Origin of the sequence: Massilia cellulosiltytica, assembly GCF_047325105.1 — a bacterium.
Classification (GTDB): domain Bacteria; phylum Pseudomonadota; class Gammaproteobacteria; order Burkholderiales; family Burkholderiaceae_D; genus Telluria; species Telluria orientalis.
Map to the genome: position 1 here is coordinate 2,416,826 of NZ_CP168562.1, position 19,644 is coordinate 2,436,469.

A 19,644-nucleotide genomic window follows, 5' to 3' on the forward strand; every position below is an offset into this window, starting at 1 on the left:
TAGATCAGCGCCGTAGCGCTGATCTACCTCAGCAGCAAGCTTTGCCTCCGTCGAAGACGGTTTGAATCTCCCATCGATCTATATCGGCAGCGCAGCTTCATGATCCGCGCGTCAACCACCTGAACCCCCTTCCTGAAATCGGCGGCATGCGATTCCGCCGAGTTAGTTGACAGTCACAACCTTGTCATAAGGGGACGCTACATTGAGCAGCGCGTTATTTCGCTGATGAGATAACCGGTGCCGCAGCGAAGCACCGTACCTGTTCAATCAACTCACTGGACCACGATGAAACTGGGATCGAAATTCAAATGGAGCTTGCTGGCCGTACTGGCGGCGCTTACCGCGACGATCGCCGCGTGCGGCGGCGACAAGGATGCCCCGACCGGTGCGCAGCGCGTCAAGCACGTGTTCGTTATCACGCTGGAAAACAAGGACTACGCCGACACCTTCGGCACGAGCACCCAGGATCCCTACCTGCAGAAGACCCTGCCGGCCATGGGGGCGTTGCTGACCCAGTACTACGGCACTGGCCACGCGAGCCTGACCAACTACGTTGCGATGATCAGTGGCCAGCCGGTGACGCCGCAGACTGCCGCCGATTGCACCACCTATGCCGACTTCGCCCAGACCGGCACGAGCGCCGACGGCTTGCCGGTCGGGACCGGCTGCGTCTATCCGTCCACGGTCAGGACGCTGCCCAACCAGCTGAAAGCCGCTGGTCTGACGTGGCGCGGCTACATGGAAGACATGGGCAACGACCCGACCCGCGAGAGCGCGACGTGTGGCCACCCGGTCATCGGCACTGCCGATCAGACCAATCACCAGCTGGCGCCCAGCGCCGCGGTGCCGAAGGGCGACCAGTACGCCGCCCGCCACAACCCGTTCGTGTACTTCCATTCGATCATCGACACACCTGACTGTCAGACGAATGTCGTGGCACTGGACAAGCTCGAGACCGATCTCGCAAAGGTCGAGACGACGCCGAACTTCGTGTTCATCACACCGAACGTCTGCAACGACGGCCATGACGGCGACGGCACCGGCGCGGCCGGCAAGGGCTGCATCAACGGCCAGCCGGGCGGCCTGAAATCGGCCGACGAATTCCTGAAAGTGTGGGTGCCGAAGATCCTCGCCTCCGAGGCCTACAAGAAGGACGGCCTGTTGATCATCAACTTCGACGAAGGAGGCGCCGTCGCGTCGCAGACGGTCACCGTCGACGCCACCGGCAAGCAGCATGTCACGGTGAGCTACGCGTCAAGCGAATCCTGCTGCAACCAGGTCGGTGGCCCGAACGTCAGCTACCCGCTGTCGCTGACTTTCCCGGTCTCGGCGACCATGCAATACGACTTGAATTTCCCGGCGCCGGGCGGCGGACGCACGGGCGCCGTGCTGCTCTCACCGTTCATCAAGCCAGGCACGGTGAGCAATGTCGGCTACAACCACTACTCGCTGTTGAAGAGCGTCGAGAACATCTTCGGTATCAAGGAATACCTCGGCTATGCAAACCAGGCGGGCCTGGCGGCTTTCGGGGACGACGTGTTCACGAATTGACGACGCACGATTCGATCTTGAGCAGGCAGTCCCGTATCGCTGCCGCATCCTGCTCCGCTCTCGTCGTCTTCGTCGCCTGCCTGGCCGGATGTAGTCCGAAGCCGGCGCAGGCTCCTGCTCCGGCAGCGGAGGTGCAGCGGGGTGCCATGGCGGCGCTGGGGCGCAGGATGTTCTTCGACCCCGCGCTGTCCGCTTCGGGACGCCAGTCGTGCGCGAGCTGCCACAGCCCGGCGCACGCCTACGGCCCACCCGACGGCCGGGCCGTGCAATTGGGCGGCGAGCGGCTGGACGCGCAGGGATTTCGCGCGGTCCCGTCGCTGCGCTACGTTCTGCCGCGCACGCCGCGCTGGTTCAAGGAGCACGAGCGCGACCCGATCGAGCGAGAAATCGAGGTCGACTCGGTGCCGACCGGCGGCTTCACGCGCGACGGCCGCTTCGACACGCTGCGCGACCAGGCACGTGCCCCGCTGTTCGATCCGGCGGAAATGGCCAACCGCGACGAGGCGGCCCTGGCCGCCCGGCTGCGCGTCGCACCTTACGCGGCCGAATTCGCGCGCGTGTTCGGCCGCGCCGCCCTGGCCGACGACACACAGGCAGTGGCAGGTCTGACGATGGCGCTGGAGCGCTTCCAGCTGGACGACCCGAGCTTCGCGCCGTACACCAGCAAGTTCGACCGCTACCTCAAAGGTGAGGCTCGGCTGAGCGAACCGGAGCAGCGTGGACTACGCCTGTTCGCCGATCCCGGCAAGGGAAATTGCGCGTCGTGTCACACGGTGGCGCCCGGCGCGAACGGCGCGCCGCCGCTGTTGACGGACTACTCGTTCGCTAACCTGGGCGTGCCGCGCAACCGGACCCTGCGCTCCAACGCCGATCCGGCTTTCTTCGATTTGGGTCTGTGCGGTCCGCTGCGTATATCCCGCACGGGCATCGACGACAAGTACTGCGGCGCATTCAAGACCCCGAGCCTGCGTAATGTGGCGACGCGCAGCATATTCATGCACAACGGCGTGTTCACCGACCTCGCCGATGCCGTCCGTTTCTATGTCGAACGCGATATCCGACCAGCACGCTGGTACGGGCGCGGCAAGTCGGGACAAGTCGAGCGGTACGACGACCTGCCGCCGGCCTACCGCAAGAACGTCGACCAGTTGACCGCGCCAATGGATCGCCGACCCGGCGGCAAGCCAGCTCTGAACGAAGCGGACATCCGCGACATCGTCGCCTTCCTGCGCACGCTCACTGACGCGGATGCGCTACCAACGGGCCCGGCCGAAATGGGCACGACGGCGCACCGTGCGCGCTCCCAGTCCAGACGATAAAAACGTGTCAACGTCACGTCGGCGAGCGGTGTGTACAACCTGATACACGTGACGCCGGAGCCGGGCTGGTGGCTTATGCGAAGCGGAACAGGGCCGCTGACGTAGCGACCAGCACCGCACGGCGCGCTTCGGTATCCGGCAGCCGGATGTCGAGCTCCCGTCTCGCAGGTGATAGTCGGTTCGGGTTTCGAACTGCGTGTGCAGCCGGTCGCTCCCACGCCAGCCGGTCGCTCCCACGCCAGGCGGCCGATCCCAAGCGCGTCGCACACCAGCGGCGTCGCATTGCACCAGCGGCCGCAAGATGCGCGGCCGGTCAGCGGCCTGGAAATGCGCGTCGACCCTCAACTCTCGTTCTGCAACATGTCGCAGCCGGTCGTGCCACGACTCGTCGAAGAAATCGGAAAGCAGGGCGCCGCCCGGGCTGTCCATCCGCCTGAGTTCCGCCATCGGCGTCTTCAGCGCCACGCCTCCGATGCCTCTCAGACGTTCCAGGTGGCACTAAGAGAAGACCTGTGCCGACATCGGTCATCGTCCTACACGGTAACGAGCACAGCTCTCTTTGCTGCAATGCAGCATCGCGCGACAATTCCGGTATGTCCTTTGGAGCTGAATATGCTAAATGCAATGCTGGATACCTGGTCGAGTTTCGTCCGGCCGCCGTGGGGCGGCCAATTCGAATGGTCACGGGAAGGTCCGTCGACTTCGTCGGCGGAGGAAAATTTTGTCACACGACACTTTGACGATGAGGCGGGTTCGCTGCAGTACAAGTTGTTCGTCCCCGCCCGGTATTCGGGTAATCCACTGCCGCTGGTCGTGATGCTTCACGGAGGAGGTCAGGATGCGGATGATTTCGCACTCGGGACAGGCATGAACGCATTGGCGGAAGAATACGGTTGTGTTGTCCTATACCCCGAACAGTCGTCGCGCGCGAACTGGAGCATGTGCTGGAACTGGTTCGAGGAATATCATCATTACCGCGGTCAGGGCGAACCAGGCCTGATCGCGGCGCTCACGCGTAAAGTGATCGATGTTCATGCAATCGATGAGACACGTGTGTACGTCGCGGGGCTCTCCGCAGGCGGGGCGATGGCGGTGATACTCGGTAGGACCTACCCCGAACTGTTCGCCGCTGTCGGCTGCCACTCCGGCCTGGCGCATGGGAGTGCGACGGACAGCTATGGTGCAATGCAAGTGATGAATGGCGGCGTCGATGCGAACGCGCGGGTCCACGCGGCACCTGCAGACAGCCGGCCCATCATTGTGTTTCACGGCGACGCGGACTTTACGGTCCATCCCAGCAATAGTACAAGTATCGTACGGCAGTTTCTCGACAACTACGAGGCAGTGTCGGTAACAACGGAAGCCAGAAGCGCTCGCGGGCGCATGTATGAGCGGCAGGTGCATCAAGGAGTGGATGGCCGTGTCGTAGTCGAGCACTGGATCATCAAGGGCGGCAGGCACGCCTGGTCGGGCGGTACGGGGCGCGGCAGCTACAGCGACGAGAGTGGTCCCGACGCCAGCCAGGAAATGCTGCGCTTTTTCCTGAAATCTGCCTGAGGTTCGTATAAGTCGGGCTTTGTCGACTGTGACCCTCAAATGACCGGTAACGGCATCGTGCATCTATCCCTCGAACCCGGACGTGCGATCCCGCCAGCACGTTCATTCATAAGGGAGTGTACGGTAAGTGCCGTTCACTTCCTCGGCACAAAACCGATCGGCGGTTATGTTGTGCAGAGTCCGCCTCGCTCCTTTAATTATCTATTCATTATTCGACTGGTAGGCTGGGCATCAATGTAATTTGGGTCCAGCTACGATGGTCTACCGATTCTTTTCGTGTATGTGTTGCCTGGCGGTGGCCGGTTGTGCGACCTACCGGCCATTGCCGCTCGGGGCGGTGCCCGAGCTGCCCGGGGGCCTTGCCCAAGTCCAGGTCGACACGCGCAGCCTGCCGTTTCCCGTGCTGGCCGCGCACCCCTTCGATCCGCGCGACGGCCTCGACGAGATCGAGGTCGCCACGCTGGCAGTGGTAAACAATCCCGATCTAAGACTGGCGCGCGACGATCTGGCCGTGTCGCGCGCCCAGGCCTTCGCTGCCGGCCTGTTGCCGGACCCGCAGCTGGCGTTGGCCGGCGATTTGTCGAACAGCGATGCCGGTCCGGGCGCCACGCGTGCGTTCAGCTTTGGTCTCAGTTACGACGTCGGGGCGCTGATCAGTCATGCCGCCGGCCGCCGTGCGGCTCAGGCCGACGTCCAGAAGACCGACCTGGCGCTGCTGTGGCAGGAATGGCAGGTCGCCTCGCAGGCGCGGCTGGCTTTTGTCCGGCTGACCTATGGCCGGCGCCTGCTGGCCGTGCTGGACGCGAACCGCAGGTTGTTCGCCGACCGCGCCGCGCGCACGGGACAGGCGCAGCGACGCGGCCTGCTCACCGGCGATGCGGTGTTGCCAAATTTGACGGCGCTGCAGGACATCAATAAACAAATGTACGATCTGCAGCGCCAGCTGAGCCAGACCGCGCATGATCTGAACACCTTGCTCGGCCTGGACGCCCGCGTCGATCTGCGCCTGCAGGACGGAGCACCGGCCGCGTTCGCGGACGAGGGCGCGGCGGATGGCGCGCTAGCCGAACTTCCCCGACGCCGCCCCGACCTGCGCGCCTTGGTCGCAGGCTATACCGCGCAGGACCAGCGTTACCGCGCCGCGCTGCTGGCCCAGTTCCCGGCGCTGAACGTGGGCCTGACCCGCTCGCGCGACAATAGCAACGTGTACTCGAACAGCCTGGGCATCACGCTGTCGCTGCCTCTCCTTAACCGCAACCGCGGCAACATCGTCATCGAGCAGGCCACACGCCAGAAACTGCACGACGAATATCAGGTGCGCGTCCAGGCGGCGCGCAACGATATCCGCGCCATCCTCGACCAGCAGCGCCTTGATCGCGAACAGCTGGGGAGCATCGAAACCGCGCTGGACCAGTTGGAGCCGGCCATCCAGCGCAGCGACCTGGCGGCCCGCTCCGAATTGATCGACGCGCTCGCGTATGCGAATGCACGTGCGGCGCTGCTCGCGAAGCAGGCCGAGCGAATCAACCTACTACAGCAGATCGCTGAACAGCGCGTCGCGCTGCAAACCTTGCTCGGGATCGCGCCCGATGCATCTTCGTCAGGACATCAACAACAATGAAGATTTCCACTCTCGTGATCGGCGCCGTGGTCGTGGCCTTGGGCGCGGGGGCGGCCTGGCACTGGCATGCCGGCGCCAGCGCCGGCGCTGCCGACGCTGCGCCGGAAAAAGCGATTGATGCCAGCGCGCTGGTCCGGGTGCAGCCAGTGTCCCGGCAGACCATGGCCCAGATCCTCGACTCCTTCGGTGAAATTGCAGCGGGCAAACCGGAATCCGTCAGCTTTCCGCAGCCAGGCCAACTGCTTCAGCTGCCGCTGGTGCCGGGCCAGCGCCTGCGCCGCGGCGATACCGTTGCCGTGATCGGTACCGATCCGAATGCTACGGCTGCCTACACGCAGGCATCCAACGCGGTCGGCTTCGCCCAGCGCGAACTGAAGCGGCAGCAGGAGCTCGAGGGTTTGCAACTGGCCACCCGATCCCAGGTCGATGCCGCGCGCAAGCAAGTGGAGGATAGCCAGGCCGCGCTGGCGGCACAAGCGAAACTGGGTGGCGCCCACGCGAGCGTGACGTTGACGGCCCCGTTCGACGCCGTCGTGACCGCATTGGCGGCCGCGCAGGGCGAACGTGTCGCCGCCGGCGCACCCGTCGCCCAACTCGGTCCCACCGGCCACCCTCGCGCGCTGCTGGCGATCGAGCCGGCCCGAAGTGCGGCGGTGAAACCGGGGATGCCGGTCACGCTCAAGCCGCTGCTGGACGGTGCCGCCCCGATCGCGGCGCACGTCGCGACGGTCGATGGCGTCGTCGATCCGAAGACCCAGATGGTGACCGCGATCGTGAACCTGCCGGCCAGCGCGGCCGCCGGCCTGGCGGTCGGGACGCGCGTGGAGGCGGCGATCACGCTCGGCGAGGGCAATGCCTGGAGCGTGCCCCGCCAGGCGGTGTTGAGCGACGAGCAGGGCAGCTACCTGTTCCAGGTCGCGGGCGGCCATGCGCATCGCGTCGCGGTGAAGGTGCTGGGCGAGTCCGCGCAGACCTATGGCGTGGACGGTGGGATCGACCCGGCACTGCCGGTGGTCGTGCTCGGCAACTACGAGCTGCACGACGGCATGCCGGTGCGCGAGGGGAAGCAATGACGCTGGCCGGCTGGACCCAGGCGCATCGGCGCTCCATTCTGTTCCTGCTCGCGATGCTGGCGCTGGCCGGCCTGGTCGCGGCATTCCGGCTGCCGGTATCGCTATTCCCGACCGTGGACTTCCCGCGCGTGGTCGTCTCGATCGATGCAGGCGACCAGCCGGCCGAGCAGATGGAAATGCTGGTCACGCGTCCGGTCGAGGAAGCGGTGCGCCGGGTGCCGGGTGTGCGCAACGTGCGCTCGACCACCAGCCGCGGCTCGGCCGAGGTGTCCATCAACTTCGACTGGGGCCTCGACATGGCGGCCGCTGCGCTGCAGGTGAACGCCGCCATCGCCCAGGTGCAGGGCACGCTGCCGGCGACGACGCAGGTGCTCGTACGGCGCATGGACCCGACCGTGTTCCCGATCATCGCCTACAGCCTGGTCTCGAGCACGCTTTCGGAGGTCGCCCTCCATGACCTTGCCGAGTTCCAGCTGCGTCCTGCGCTGTCGAGCGTGGATGGCGTCGCGCGCGTGCAGGTTCAGGGCGGCGCGATCGAGGAATACCGGGTGACGGTGGATCCGGCGCGCCTCGCGGCGGTCGGACTGGCGCTGGACGACGTTGCCAAGGCCGTGTCGGCGGCGAACGTGATCAGCGCGGTCGGTCGCCTGGAAGACCACTACAAGCTGTACCTCGCCGTGTCGGACACCCGCCTCGATTCGCTCGCGCGGCTGCGCGCACTGGTGCTGCGCAACCCCGCCGGCGCCATGCTGCGTCTCGCCGACGTGGCCACCGTCGATACGAGCACGGCCCCGAACTGGACCCGCGTCACCGCCGACGGCCGCGACGCCGTGCTGTTCTCCGTCTACCAGCAGCCGGGCAGTAACAGCGTACAGATCGCGCAGGATATCAAGTCGCGCCTGGACGGTCTGCGCAAGCAACTGCCGCAAGGCGTGCAGATCGCCAGCTGGTACGACCAGAGCGAACTGGTGACGGCGTCGGCAGGCAGCGTGCGCGACGCCGTCCTGATCGGCATCGGGTTGTCGGCGGCCGTGCTCCTGCTGTTCCTGCGCAACCTGAAGGTGACGCTGATCGCGATCGTCGTCGTGCCTGCGGTGCTGGCCAGTACTGTCGTGCTGTTGTACGTGCTCGGCATGAGCTTCAACATCATGACCCTGGGCGGCATGGCGGCCGCGGTCGGCCTGATCATCGACGATGCGATCGTGATGATCGAGCACATCATGCGGCGCCTGCAGGGCGGAGACGGCGAGGTGCACAGGCGCGTGATGGCCGCCGCGCTCGAGTTCCTGCGCCCGCTGGCCGGCTCGAGCGCCTCGACCCTGGTGATCTTCGTCCCGCTCGCATTCCTCTCCGGCGTGACCGGCGCCTTCTTCAAGGCCCTGTCGCTGACGATGGCGGCGGCGCTGTTCATCTCCTTCCTGATCAGCTGGCTGGCGGTGCCGCTGCTGGCCGACCGCTTCCTGAATGCGAAGGACGCCGAACACGCGCCCGATTCGAGTCTGGTGCGCTGGCTGCACGGCCACTACCGACGCGTGTTCGGCGCGCTGCTGGCGCGACCCTGGCTGCTGCTGGTCGGCGTGGCGCCGCTGCTGCTGGCCGGTTTTATCGCCTACCGCGCGGTCGGCTCGGGCTTCATGCCGGCAATGGACGAGGGCGGCTTCGTGCTCGACTACCGCGCGCCGCCCGGCACCGCGCTGACCGAGACCGACCGTCTGTTGCGCCAGGTCGAGGCCATCATCCGTGCCACGCCCGACGTCGCCACGTATTCGCGCCGCACCGGCGCCGGCCTGGGAGGAGGCCTCAACGAGGCCAACCAGGGCGACTTCTTCGTGCGCCTGAAACCGTCGGGTCGGCGTCCCGTGGACCAGGTGATGGACGACATCCGTGGCCGCATCGAGCACGAGGTGCCAGGCGTCGAGGTCGAGATGGCCCAGCTGATGGAAGACCTGATCGGCGACCTCACGGCGGTGCCGCAGCCGGTCGAGATCAAGATCTTCGGCGACCGTCCTGACGCCCTGGCCGCCAGCGCGCGTGCGGTGGCGGCGCGCCTGGCCAGGATCGATGGCGTGGTCGACGTCAGGGACGGCATCAACCCCGCCGGCGACGCGATGGACATCCGCGTCGACCCGGCGAGAAGCGCGCTCGAAGGCATGGACGCCGATGCAATCACCCGCTACGTTTCCGGCGTCCTCTCGGGCACGGTCGCGACGCACGTACCGGGCGGCGTCAAGATGGTCGACGTGCGTATCTGGGTGCCGCAGAACCAGCGTGCCACGGAGACCGATCTGCGCCGGCTGCGCGTGGTCGCACCGGACGGCCACGCGTTTCCGCTGCAGCGCGTGGCCGAGATCCATGCGGTCACCGGCCAGGCGCAGATCACGCGTGAAAACCTCAAGCGCATGGTCGCCGTCACCGCCCGTATCAGCGGGCGTGATCTCGGCTCCGTGATCGCCGACGTCCGGACAATGATGGCCCGGCCGCGCACGCTGCCCGCCGACAGTTATTACCAGCTGGGTGGCCTGTACGAACAACAGCAGATCGCCTTCCACGGGTTGATGGCGGTATTCGCAGCCGCCAGCGCGCTGGTGTTCCTGCTGCTGTTGTTCATGTACGAAAGCTTCCGTCTGGCGTTGTCGATTCTCGTCACCGCGTTGCTGGCGGTGTCGGCCGTGTTCATCGGCCTATGGCTGACGAAGATCGAACTGAACATCTCGGCCATGATGGGCATGACGATGATCATCGGTATGGCCACGGAGGTCGCGATCTTTTACTACTCGGAGCAGCAGGAACTCGTCGCCGACCGTCCACGCGAGCAGGCCTTGCTGGAGGCCGGATTGAACCGCATGCGGCCGATCGCGATGACTACGCTGGCCGCGATCCTGACCCTGTTGCCGCTGGCGTTCGCACTCGGGCGCGGCTCCGAGATGCAGCAGCCGCTGGCGATCGCCATCATTTCCGGGCTGGTCGTGCAACTGCCGCTGGTGCTGCTGTTGATGCCGATCCTGTTCCACCTGATGCGCGGACGCTCGTCCGGCGCGGACGAAGCCTGACGCTGTCCTTCATATGGAGAAACCGTGAAACCTGTCCTGATCAAACCGTTCCTCGTCGGCGCTGCGCTGGCGGCCTGCCTGTCCCCGGCCACCGCCGCCGAGCCGGTCCACTACGCCGTACAACAGCGCTGGGACCTCGGCCCGGCAACACGCTGGGACTATCTCGCCATCGACACCCAGCGCAACCGCCTGTTCGTCACGCGCGGCGACCGGTTGCAGGTGCTCGATGCCGCCAGCGGCAAGTCGGTCGGCGAGATTCCCAATACGGCCGGCGTGCATGGCGTGGTATTCGCACAGGACCTGAAGCTCGGCTTCACCAGCAATGGCCGCGCCAACACCGTTACCGTGTTCGACCTCGACACGTTGCGGGTCGAGCGCGAGCTTGCCGTGAAGGGCGCGAATCCGGACGCGATCCTGTACGAGCCCGCCACCCGCAAACTGTACACGTTCAACGGCAAGAGCAAGGACGTGAGCGTGTTCGACGCCGCGAGCGGGAAGCAGGTCGCCACAATTCCGGTCGGCGGCAAGCCGGAGTTCGCGGCCACCGACGGCAAACGCGTCTACGTGAACATCGAGGACAAGGACGAGATCGTTGCGATCGACGCCGCGACGGACCGCGTGCTGTCGCACTGGCCCCTGGCCGGCTGCGACGAACCGAGCGGACTGGCGCTGGACACTGCGCACGCGCGGTTGTTCTCGGTGTGCGGCAACCGTGCGATGATGGTCACGGACAGCGCGAGCGGCAAGGTGGTGGCGCGCATCGCGATCGGCGACCATCCGGACGCCGCACACTACGATGCCGGCACCGCCACCGTGTTTTCCTCAAACGGCGCGGGTACGCTGAGCGTGGTGCGCCAGCTGGACGCCGACCACTATGCGCCGGCGGTCGAGGTGCCGACCGTGAAGGGCGCGCGCACCATGGCGTTCGATCCGGCGAGCCGTCGGGTGTTCCTGCCGGCCGTCGTCGACAAAACGTTCACCATGGTGGTCGTCGGCCCATGAGCGCGCGGTTTGCGGTAAGCTGGCGGCGCGATTTTCCAGGTGTCCCATGACAAATTCACGCTCCCGCATCGACCACCCATGCGCCTGCTGCTGATCGAAGACGACCCGATGATCGGCGACAGCATCGCCGAAGGCCTGCGCGCGGAACGCTATGCGCTCGACTGGGTGCGGGACGGCGGCGCCGCGCAGCTGGCGCTGGTGACGGACGTTTACGACCTGTTGTTGCTCGACCTCGGCCTGCCCGGTCGCGACGGTCTCGACGTGCTGCGCCAGTACCGCGACCGCGGCGGCCGGGCGCCGGTCCTGATCATTACGGCGCGCGACAGTACCGCCGACCGCGTGCAGGGGCTGGACGGCGGCGCCGACGATTACCTGGTCAAGCCGTTCGACCTGGAAGAGTTGTTCGCGCGGGTGCGCGCACTGCTCAGGCGCGGCGCCGGCCGCGCGCAACCGGATATCGTGCACCGCGGCGTGACATTGCGCCTGACCGCGCACGAGGCCCTGCTCGACGGGCAGCCGCTGCCGCTGTCGGCACGCGAATTCGCGCTGCTGGCCGCGTTGCTTGACCCGCCCGGACGCGTGATGTCGAAGGCATTGCTGGAGCAGAAGCTGTACGGCTGGAACGAGGAGGTCGAGAGCAATACGGTGGACGTCTACGTGCACCGCCTGCGCAAGAAGCTCGGTGCAGATTTCATCAGGAACGTGCGCGGCGTCGGCTATGTGGCACCGCTGTCCTCATGAGGACCTCATGAGGACAATGCGTAGCCAACTGCTGCTCGGGCTGCTAAGCGGGACCCTGGCGTGCACCCTCGTTGCCGGCGGCGCCATCTACTTCAAGGTCCTGGAAGAATCCAACGAGCTATTCGACTATCAGCTGCGCCAGATGGCGACGACGCTGCCGACCACGCAAGCCGGCTTGCCGGCGCGGCGCGAGCATGGCGATCCCGAAGAGGAGGTGGTGATCCAGGTTTGGGACCGGTCCGGGCGGCTCGGCTACATCTCGACCACCGCGCACGTACTGCCGGCCGCCGCGCGGCCCGGTTACGCGACGCTGACCGGCAACGACGATACCTGGCGCGTCTATCTCGCCGAGCGCGGCGGCGACCGGGTGCAGGTGGCGCAATCCGTGTCGGCGCGCGAGGAACTCGCGGCGCGCCTGGCATTGCGTTCGCTGCTGCCGTTCCTGGCCATGCTGCCGATACTGGGCGTGCTCATCTATGCCGTCGTGGGACGCGGCTTGACGCCACTGACGCGGCTCGCGCAGGCGCTGGGCCGCCGCTCGCCGAGCGACCTGCAGCCGCTCGCCGAGCGCGACCAGCCGCCCGAGCTCAGGCCCGTCGTCGCGGCGATGGACGACCTTCTGCTGCGGCTCGACCATGCATTGCATAGCCAGCGCGCCTTCGTGGCGGATGCGGCACACGAGCTTCGTTCGCCCTTGACCGCCCTGCAACTGCAGCTCCAGCTCGCAGAGCGCGCCACCGACGACGTACAGCGCGCGGCCGCGTTCACCAAACTGCACCAACGCCTCGATCGTGCCATCCATCTGGTGCAGCAATTGCTCACGGCCGCCAGGCAGGAAGGCGACGCAGGCGAAGCGGCCCCGGCACCGGTCGATCTGCTCGAACTCGCGCGCGCCTGCATCGGCGAGCGCTACGACCAGGCCAGCGCCAGGGGCATCGATCTGGGCATCGTCGAGACCGAAGCGGACCTCGACGGTCCATGCCTGTCCGGTAACGCCGACGGCTTGCGTATCCTGGTCGGCAATCTGCTCGACAATGCGTTGCGCTACACGGCGCCCGGCGGCCGCGTCGACGTCACCATGACCCAGACCGATCGCGAGATTACGCTGCAGGTTGCCGACGACGGGATCGGCATCGCGCCGGCGGAGCGCGAACGGGTGTTCGACCGCTTTTACCGGGGCGCGGGGCATGCCGAATGGGGCAGTGGACTGGGCCTGTCGATCGTGCGCAGCGTCGCCAATGCGCATCGGGCGACCGTGACGCTCGACGACGGGCCGGCAGGGCGCGGGTTGATGGTGACGGTGCGGTTCCCGCGCCGCTAGGAGTCTGCGCGGCAGAAGATGGAACTGACGGGCTGCTACGGATAGAATCTGGGGATGACGACCAGTTATCTTCCATACGATCCGCAGCAGCAGTTTTTGCTGCCGCCCGCATTGCAGGAGTGGCTGCCCGAAGGGCATCTCGCGTATTTCATCAACGACACGGTCGATCTGCTCGACCTGAGTGCGTTTCATGCGCGCTACGCGGGCGGTGGCCCGCGCAATCAGCCGTTTCATCCGTCGATGATGGTGAAGGTGCTGTTGTACGCCTACGCGAGCGGTGTGTTCTCGTCCCGGAAGATCGCGCGCAAACTGCACGAGGACGTCGCGTTCCGGGTTCTCGGCGCCGGCAACTTCCCCAGGCACAGGACGATTTGCGATTTCCGCGCCTTGCATCTGGATGAGCTGTCGGCCCTGTTCGTCCAGGTCGTGAGACTGGCGCGCGAATGCGGCCTGGTCAAGCTTGGGACGGTGGCGATCGACGGCACCAAGGTCAAAGCCTCGGCGTCGCGGCACAAGGCGATGAGTTATCGGCGGATGGTCGATGCCCAAGCCGAGTTGAAGGAGCAGATCGCGCAGTTGATGGAGCGCGCCCGGCAGACCGACGTGGCTGAGCGGGACGAACCGGAACTGGACCTGCCGGCCGAGATTGAACGGCGCGAAGACCGGCTCAAAGTGATCCAGGCGGCGCGGGAACGTCTCGAAGCGCGCCAGCGCGAGGCCGACCGCGCCAAGGGGCGTAGCGAGGATGACGACCGCATTCCGCGCGACAAGGATGGCAAGCCAAAAAACAAGAACGGAAACCGCTACAAGCGCGACTTCGGCGTGCCGGAGGACTCGGCGCAGGAGAACTTCACCGACCCGGACAGCCGCATCATGAAGCGCGCCGGCGGTGGCTTCGACCAGTGCTACAACGGCCAGACGGCTGTCGATGCGCACGCCCAGATCATCGTCGCGGCTGAACTGACCAATTGCGGATCGGATGCCGGCAACCTGGGGCCGATGCTGACCGCCGTCGAAGCCATGACCGGTCAGGTGCCGAACGTTGCCCTGGCCGACGCGGGATATCGGGCCGAGTCGACATTTGCCCAGTTGGCAGCCCATCCGACCGACCTGTACGTGGCGCTTGGACGCGAGGGTAAAGACTGCGCTCAACTGGACACCCGGACCAATCCCTACACGACAGCCATGCGTGCCAAGATGCGCACGCCACAGGCCAGGGACGCTTATCGGCGGCGTAAAGCCATCGTCGAAGCGCCCAATGCCTGGATCAAGCACGTGATGGGCTTTCGCAATTTCAGCATGCGTGGGTTGCGCAAGGCCGCAGCCGAGTGGAAGCTCGTCTGCGCCGCCTTGAATTTACGCCGTATGGGAAACCTGCTAGCCACCTGAGCCAGGAAACACCCTCGAAACCGCCTGGTCGCCGCCGTTATCGTACCGATCAGGCACCGCCGATTGCGCGTCAGTCGCCGACATCAACAAGCGCGCCCATGAAACGACGTCTTTTAGCTTCTGCCGCGCGGACTCCTAGCGGCTGTGCGCAAAACGCCAACATTACCAATCGTTCATGTCGGCGCACCGTAACGACCGGGTCATATTGCGTGCATATAGTTGCCAAATTTCAAAACGTTAGCGTTCCATAAATTTGCCAACTCATCATCCTCACCAATGACCACGCATCCGTTCTCGCGCCGGCGCCTTGCCGTCTCCGTTTCGCTCGCCCTTGCCACCCTGTCGGCGCAGGCCGCTCCTGAAGTCGCTCCCGCCGCCGATGCCGCGGACGCCGGGCCCGTGCCGACCGTCGTCGTCAGCGCCCGCAACGGCGATTACCTCGGCAACCACACGGCATCCGCCGCCGCGCCCACGCAGTCGAGCCTGGCGGCTACCGAGCCGCAATCTATCATCACGCGCGACTTCATCGAACTGTCGGTGACGCCGGCCGCCGAGTACAGCCGCATCGTGAATATCGCACCGAGCCTGTCGGGCGATTCCGCCAACGGTCCCGGCCTGTCGGAAACGAAGACGACGATGCGCGGCTTCGGCGACGATCAGTACAACATCACGTTCGACGGCATTCCCTGGGGCGACACGAACAATCCGGCGCACCACTCGATGTCGTTCTTCCCCGGTTCCGTGATCGGCGGCGCCATCGTCGAGCGTGGCCCGGGCAATGCGGACAACCTGGGCTATGCCACCTTCGGCGGCTCGATCAACCTGTTCTCGAAGAAGCCGTCGAAGGAGCAGCACACGAGCGTGTTCGGCTCGGCCGGCACCTGGAACACGCGCCTGGGCGGCGTGTCGTGGGAAAGCGGCCAGCTGGCCGGCTGGGGCAACGGGACGATCCAGCTGAACTACCAGCACCTGCAGTCGGACGGCTACCTGACCCGCAACACGATCAACAGCGACAACTACATGCTGAAGGTGCGCCGGCCGCTCGGCGAGTCGACGGTGGCGACCTTCTTCGTGTCGGCCAACCAGATCGGTTACGTCCAGCCGGACAACAACAAGGGACCCACGCTGGCCCAGGTGGCGAAGTACGGCAAGAACTACAGCCTGAACGACGACCCGGCCAGCTTCAACTACGCCGGCTTCAACCACACGTCCAAGAACACGGACTTCGACTACCTGCGCCTGGAAACCAACTGGGGCGCGGGCTGGGCGACCGACAACCAGCTCTACACCTACGCATACGACAACGAAACGATCTCGTCGACCGACCCGACCGGTCTGACGGCACCGGGCACCAAGGCCGGCCCGAAGGGCAATGCGGACATCCCCGGCATCGACAAGCGCAACAAGTACCGCGTCTGGGGCGACATCCTGCGCCTGAACAAGTCGTTCGAGGCGGGCACCTTCCGCACCGGCGTGTGGTACGAGCGGTCGGACACGGACCGCCATCAGTATGACCTCGACCTCACGCTGGGCGTGCGCGACCCGCGCGAAACCAAGCCGGTGCCGGTGACGTTCCCGGACGTGCTGTTCGACCAGCAGTCGACGATCCATAACGTGCAGCCGTTCGCGCAGTTCGAGTGGTCCGTCACGCCGGATCTCACCGTCACCCCGGGCGTCAAGCGCGTGCAGATCCGCCGCGCCGTGGACGCCGCCGTTAACCAGACGACGCGCGTGCTGCAGCACACGTCGGTCGAGTACAAGGCGACGCTGCCGTTCCTGACGGCGAACCAGCGCATCGGCGATGGCCTGGCCGTGTACGCACAGTACGCGGAAGGCTTCCAGATCCCCGACCTGAAGTCGTTCTATATCGCCGACCCGACGAAGAACAGCTCGGACCCGCAGAAGTCGACCAACTACCAGCTGGGCATCGTCGGCGAATCGAACGCACTCACCTGGGACGTCGACCTGTACAAGATCGATTTCAAGAACAAGTACGTATCGAACGGCCTCGGCGGCACCGACGCCGCGTACGTCAACGTGGGCGGCGCCACCTACAAGGGCATCGAGGGCCAGGCCACATGGCTGGTCGGCGGCGGCGTCGCGCTGTACGCCAACGGCTCGAAGAACAAGGCGGAGGCCAACGACACGGGCAAGACGATTTCAGGCTCGCCCGACATGACAGCCGCTCTGGGCCTCCTGTACAACGCCGGTCCTTGGGCGGGTTCGCTGATCGGCAAGCGCACGGGCGCCGTGTACCAGGCCGACTACGATCCCGCAAAGCCGGCGGCCTACGAGGCGTACCGCACGGGCGCGTACACGAACATCGACTTATCGCTCGCCTACCGCTTCGCCAACCCGGGCATGAATTTGCGGGCGCTGAAGCTGCAGCTGAACGTGTTCAACCTGGCCGGAAAGCAGGACGTGACCTCGATCTCGCCGGGCAAGACGGTGTCCGGCGACCAGTACACGTTCCAGGCGCCGCGCAGCTTCCAGGTGTCCGCGCGCGCCGACTTCTGACGATGCGGCGAACGGTCTCGCTGGCCGCGCTGGCTCCGCTGTTTGTGATGGCCAGCTGCAGAGCTCTCTCGGGCGGCCTGACAGGTCACGCTCCGCGAACTCATGTGGTGAACGGTGTGGTGCAGAGCCAACTCTTTGATTTTTAGACGTCAAAACGGCCTGCAAAGTCGTCTCGGATCGTGGCTCGTTCATCATGGTATCATTCGTGGCATGGCCCTGAGAGGGCTCGAGAATGACTCTGAAATTCAACAGCTTTGCTCAGCCATTGATGATCGAGTGGGAGTAAGCTTCCTTTTCGGCACTGTTTTTGTTTAGAACTGTAGAGCTCGCTTCGGCGAGCTCTTTTTATTGCAATTCGGCGGTGGCAGTTTGCCCGCCTGCCCGAGGAACGGCGTGCCACCGCCGGCCGGCCGACGCCGCGTGGAATCGGCGCATCGAACCAATCAACTGTCGAGAAACCGCAGCAGGTGCCGGTTGAATGCCGTTTCCGCTTCAATGTTGGACAAATGCGATGCCGGAAGCTCGACATAGGAAGCGCCGCTGATGTGCTCGTGCATCATGCGGCCATGCTCGACAGTGGTAACCGGATCCTGGGCGCCGGCCATCAACAACGTCGGTACCGTGATGGCAGCAATCTCCGAGCGCAGGTCCGCTTCCGCCAACGCGAGACAGCACGCCGCGTATCCACGTCGCTCGCAGGTCCGCAGGCCCTCGATCAGGCGTGCGACGGTCGCGGGGGCGCGTGCGATGAAGTCCGGCGTAAACCATCGTCCAGCCGCTCCTGCTGCGACGGATGCCATCCCTTCGACCAGCACCAGTTCGGCACGCTCCGTCCAGGCACCGGCCGAGCCGATGCGCGCCGCGCTGTTGGCGACGACGAGCCGACGCAACCGGTGCTCCGCGTGGATCGCCAGCCACAGCCCCGTCAGCCCACCCATCGAGATGCCGCAGAAATCGACGGTCTCGATGTCGAGGGCATCGAGCAGGTCCAGCACGTCCCCGCCGAGCTGCGCGAGCGTATAACCCTCGCCGCGCCGGCCCGGCTCGTCCACGCCGAACAGGCCGCTCATCCCGTGCCCGCGGCTGTCGTAGCGCAGTACGCGGAAACGTCCCGACAGGGCCTCGGCCTGCGCCTCCCATGACGACAGGCGTGTGCCGAGAGAGTTCGAGAACATCACGACCGGTGCGCCTGCCGGACCGTCGAGCGCATAGGCCAGCTGGCGCGGGCCCGGGTTCAGTAGTCGCATCGGCCGCTCCCCTCACGCCTCGAAGTGCGCGCGCAGTATCCGGTCGGCCGGCAGGCCGTCGCGCGCGGCCAGCAGGTCGAAGTCGAAGTCGATCTCATAGCAGGGCGCGGCGACTTCGCGCGCGCGCAGCGACGCCGGATCGTCGATCCTGCGCATCGGCGGCACCAGGCCTTCGCGGGTGGCGAAGGCGAAATCGTCCCACAGGTAAGGGTCGCCGTCGATGTTGATCTGCGTGGTCAGCTTGCGGTGGCCGGGCGCGGTGACGAAGAAGTGGATGTGCGCCGGGCGCGTGCCGTGGCGGCCCAGCAGTTTCAGCAGCTTGTCGGTGGAGCCGCCCGGCGGCACGCTGTAGCCGACGGGGACCTTGCTGCGGAACCGGTAGCGCCCGTCGGCGTCCGTGCGGATCGTGCGGCGCAGGTTGTACGGGCTCTGGCTCGGGTCGAAGAACGAATACCCGCCCAGGTGGTTCGCGTGCCATACCTCGACCAGGGCGCCCGGCACCGGTGTGCCGTCCGCGCCGCGGACCTGGCCCTGCATGAACAGGACCTCGCCGGGTTGCTCGTCCTGGTCGAGGCGCGCGCTGCCCAGCGATTCGGGGGCGCCGGCGACGTACAGCGGACCTTCGATCGTGCGCGGCGTGCCGCCGCCGGCGCCGGCGCGCGCTTCCGCCTCGTCCATGCGCAGGTCGAGGAAGTGTTCGAAACCCAGGCCCGCGGCGATCAGGCCCCATTCGCCGTTGCGGCCCGCTTCGGTCAGGTAACCGACGGCGCTCCAGAATTCGTCGGGTTGGACGTCCATCTCCTCGATCGTGACGAACAGGTCGCGTACGATGCGGTTCACCACCGCCTGTACGCGGGGATTGCCGCTCGCGGTTTCCGTGCTCTCGATCTTGTCCAGCAGTGCGGCCATGGCTTGCTTGTTCATGTCTGTCTCCTTGTTGTCGTGAATGGTTCAGCGGTCGTCGTCATGGATCGACGAAGGGTGGCGGCACAAGGCCTCCACCTCGATGTCCATGTAGGGAAAAAGGGGGAGGGCGGTCAGCAGTGCGTGCAGCTCATCCGCGTCGGCCACGTCGAAGATGCTGACGTTGGCGTAGCGTCCCGCCACGCGCCACAGGTGGCGCCAGGTGCCGTCGCGCGGCAGTTGCTGCGCGACGGCGCGTTCGGTCGATTTCAGTTCGTCCGCCTGTGCCCGCGGCATGTCGTGCGGGAGGCGGACCGTCATGGCTACCTTGAACAGCATGGTGTCTCCTCGAT

Annotated in this window: 14 protein-coding genes; 11 read left to right on the forward strand and 3 right to left on the reverse strand. The window is 65.9% G+C overall.

Annotation, left to right across the window (positions count from 1 at the left end; genetic code table 11):
- Positions 1-285 precede the first annotated feature (285 nt).
- The 11 genes from ACEN9H_RS10840 (at position 286) to ACEN9H_RS10890 (ending at position 17,141) form a co-directional block, all read left to right on the forward strand.
- The gene (locus tag ACEN9H_RS10840) at positions 286-1,551 is read left to right on the forward strand and encodes an alkaline phosphatase family protein (RefSeq protein ID WP_413674741.1); all 1,266 of its coding nucleotides are present in this window, start codon (positions 286-288) and stop codon (positions 1,549-1,551) included.
- A gap of 146 nt (positions 1,552-1,697) precedes the next feature.
- Positions 1,698-2,870 carry a cytochrome-c peroxidase gene (locus ACEN9H_RS10845; protein ID WP_413675570.1) on the forward strand — a complete coding sequence of 391 codons (1,173 nt, stop codon included), beginning with the start codon at positions 1,698-1,700 and terminating at the stop codon, positions 2,868-2,870.
- A 282-nt stretch (positions 2,871-3,152) separates the two neighbouring features.
- On the forward strand, positions 3,153-4,427 hold the full coding sequence (locus ACEN9H_RS10850; RefSeq protein ID WP_229421011.1) for an alpha/beta hydrolase family esterase: 1,275 nt from the start codon (positions 3,153-3,155) through the stop codon (positions 4,425-4,427).
- 256 nt (positions 4,428-4,683) lie between these two features.
- Positions 4,684-6,048, forward strand: coding sequence for a TolC family protein (locus tag ACEN9H_RS10855; protein ID WP_166855956.1), 1,365 nt, complete (start codon positions 4,684-4,686; stop codon positions 6,046-6,048).
- The gene (locus ACEN9H_RS10860) at positions 6,045-7,121 is read left to right on the forward strand and encodes an efflux RND transporter periplasmic adaptor subunit (protein ID WP_166855954.1); all 1,077 of its coding nucleotides are present in this window, start codon (positions 6,045-6,047) and stop codon (positions 7,119-7,121) included. Before ACEN9H_RS10855 ends, ACEN9H_RS10860 begins: the two co-directional genes overlap by 4 nt.
- Positions 7,118-10,171 (forward strand): efflux RND transporter permease subunit, encoded by a 3,054-nt coding sequence (locus ACEN9H_RS10865; RefSeq protein ID WP_166855952.1) that lies wholly within the window; start codon positions 7,118-7,120, stop codon positions 10,169-10,171. The genes ACEN9H_RS10860 and ACEN9H_RS10865 overlap by 4 nt, the downstream gene beginning before the upstream one ends.
- Before the next feature lie 24 nt (positions 10,172-10,195).
- Complete coding sequence (locus tag ACEN9H_RS10870) at positions 10,196-11,173, forward strand: PQQ-binding-like beta-propeller repeat protein (protein WP_166855950.1); 978 nt, start codon at positions 10,196-10,198, stop codon at positions 11,171-11,173.
- Between the two features lie 78 nt (positions 11,174-11,251).
- On the forward strand, positions 11,252-11,914 hold the full coding sequence (locus ACEN9H_RS10875; protein ID WP_166855947.1) for a response regulator: 663 nt from the start codon (positions 11,252-11,254) through the stop codon (positions 11,912-11,914).
- A 16-nt stretch (positions 11,915-11,930) separates the two neighbouring features.
- Positions 11,931-13,235 (forward strand): ATP-binding protein, encoded by a 1,305-nt coding sequence (locus tag ACEN9H_RS10880; protein WP_229421010.1) that lies wholly within the window; start codon positions 11,931-11,933, stop codon positions 13,233-13,235.
- 54 nt (positions 13,236-13,289) lie between these two features.
- Positions 13,290-14,624, forward strand: coding sequence for an IS1182 family transposase (locus ACEN9H_RS10885; protein ID WP_413672294.1), 1,335 nt, complete (start codon positions 13,290-13,292; stop codon positions 14,622-14,624).
- 276 nt (positions 14,625-14,900) lie between these two features.
- The gene (locus ACEN9H_RS10890) at positions 14,901-17,141 is read left to right on the forward strand and encodes a TonB-dependent receptor (RefSeq protein ID WP_413674742.1); all 2,241 of its coding nucleotides are present in this window, start codon (positions 14,901-14,903) and stop codon (positions 17,139-17,141) included.
- A gap of 443 nt (positions 17,142-17,584) precedes the next feature.
- Here the strand turns inward: ACEN9H_RS10890 and pcaD are convergent, their stop codons facing one another.
- The 3 genes from pcaD to catC are packed head-to-tail and all read right to left on the reverse strand — an operon-like array spanning position 17,585 to position 19,630.
- Complete coding sequence (pcaD, locus tag ACEN9H_RS10895; protein WP_056135136.1) at positions 17,585-18,388, reverse strand: 3-oxoadipate enol-lactonase; 804 nt, start codon at positions 18,386-18,388, stop codon at positions 17,585-17,587.
- A gap of 12 nt (positions 18,389-18,400) precedes the next feature.
- The gene (catA, locus tag ACEN9H_RS10900) at positions 18,401-19,312 is read right to left on the reverse strand and encodes a catechol 1,2-dioxygenase (protein WP_056135133.1); all 912 of its coding nucleotides are present in this window, start codon (positions 19,310-19,312) and stop codon (positions 18,401-18,403) included.
- Between the two features lie 27 nt (positions 19,313-19,339).
- The gene (catC, locus tag ACEN9H_RS10905; RefSeq protein ID WP_413674743.1) at positions 19,340-19,630 is read right to left on the reverse strand and encodes a muconolactone Delta-isomerase; all 291 of its coding nucleotides are present in this window, start codon (positions 19,628-19,630) and stop codon (positions 19,340-19,342) included.
- Between the last annotated feature and the right edge of the window lie 14 nt (positions 19,631-19,644).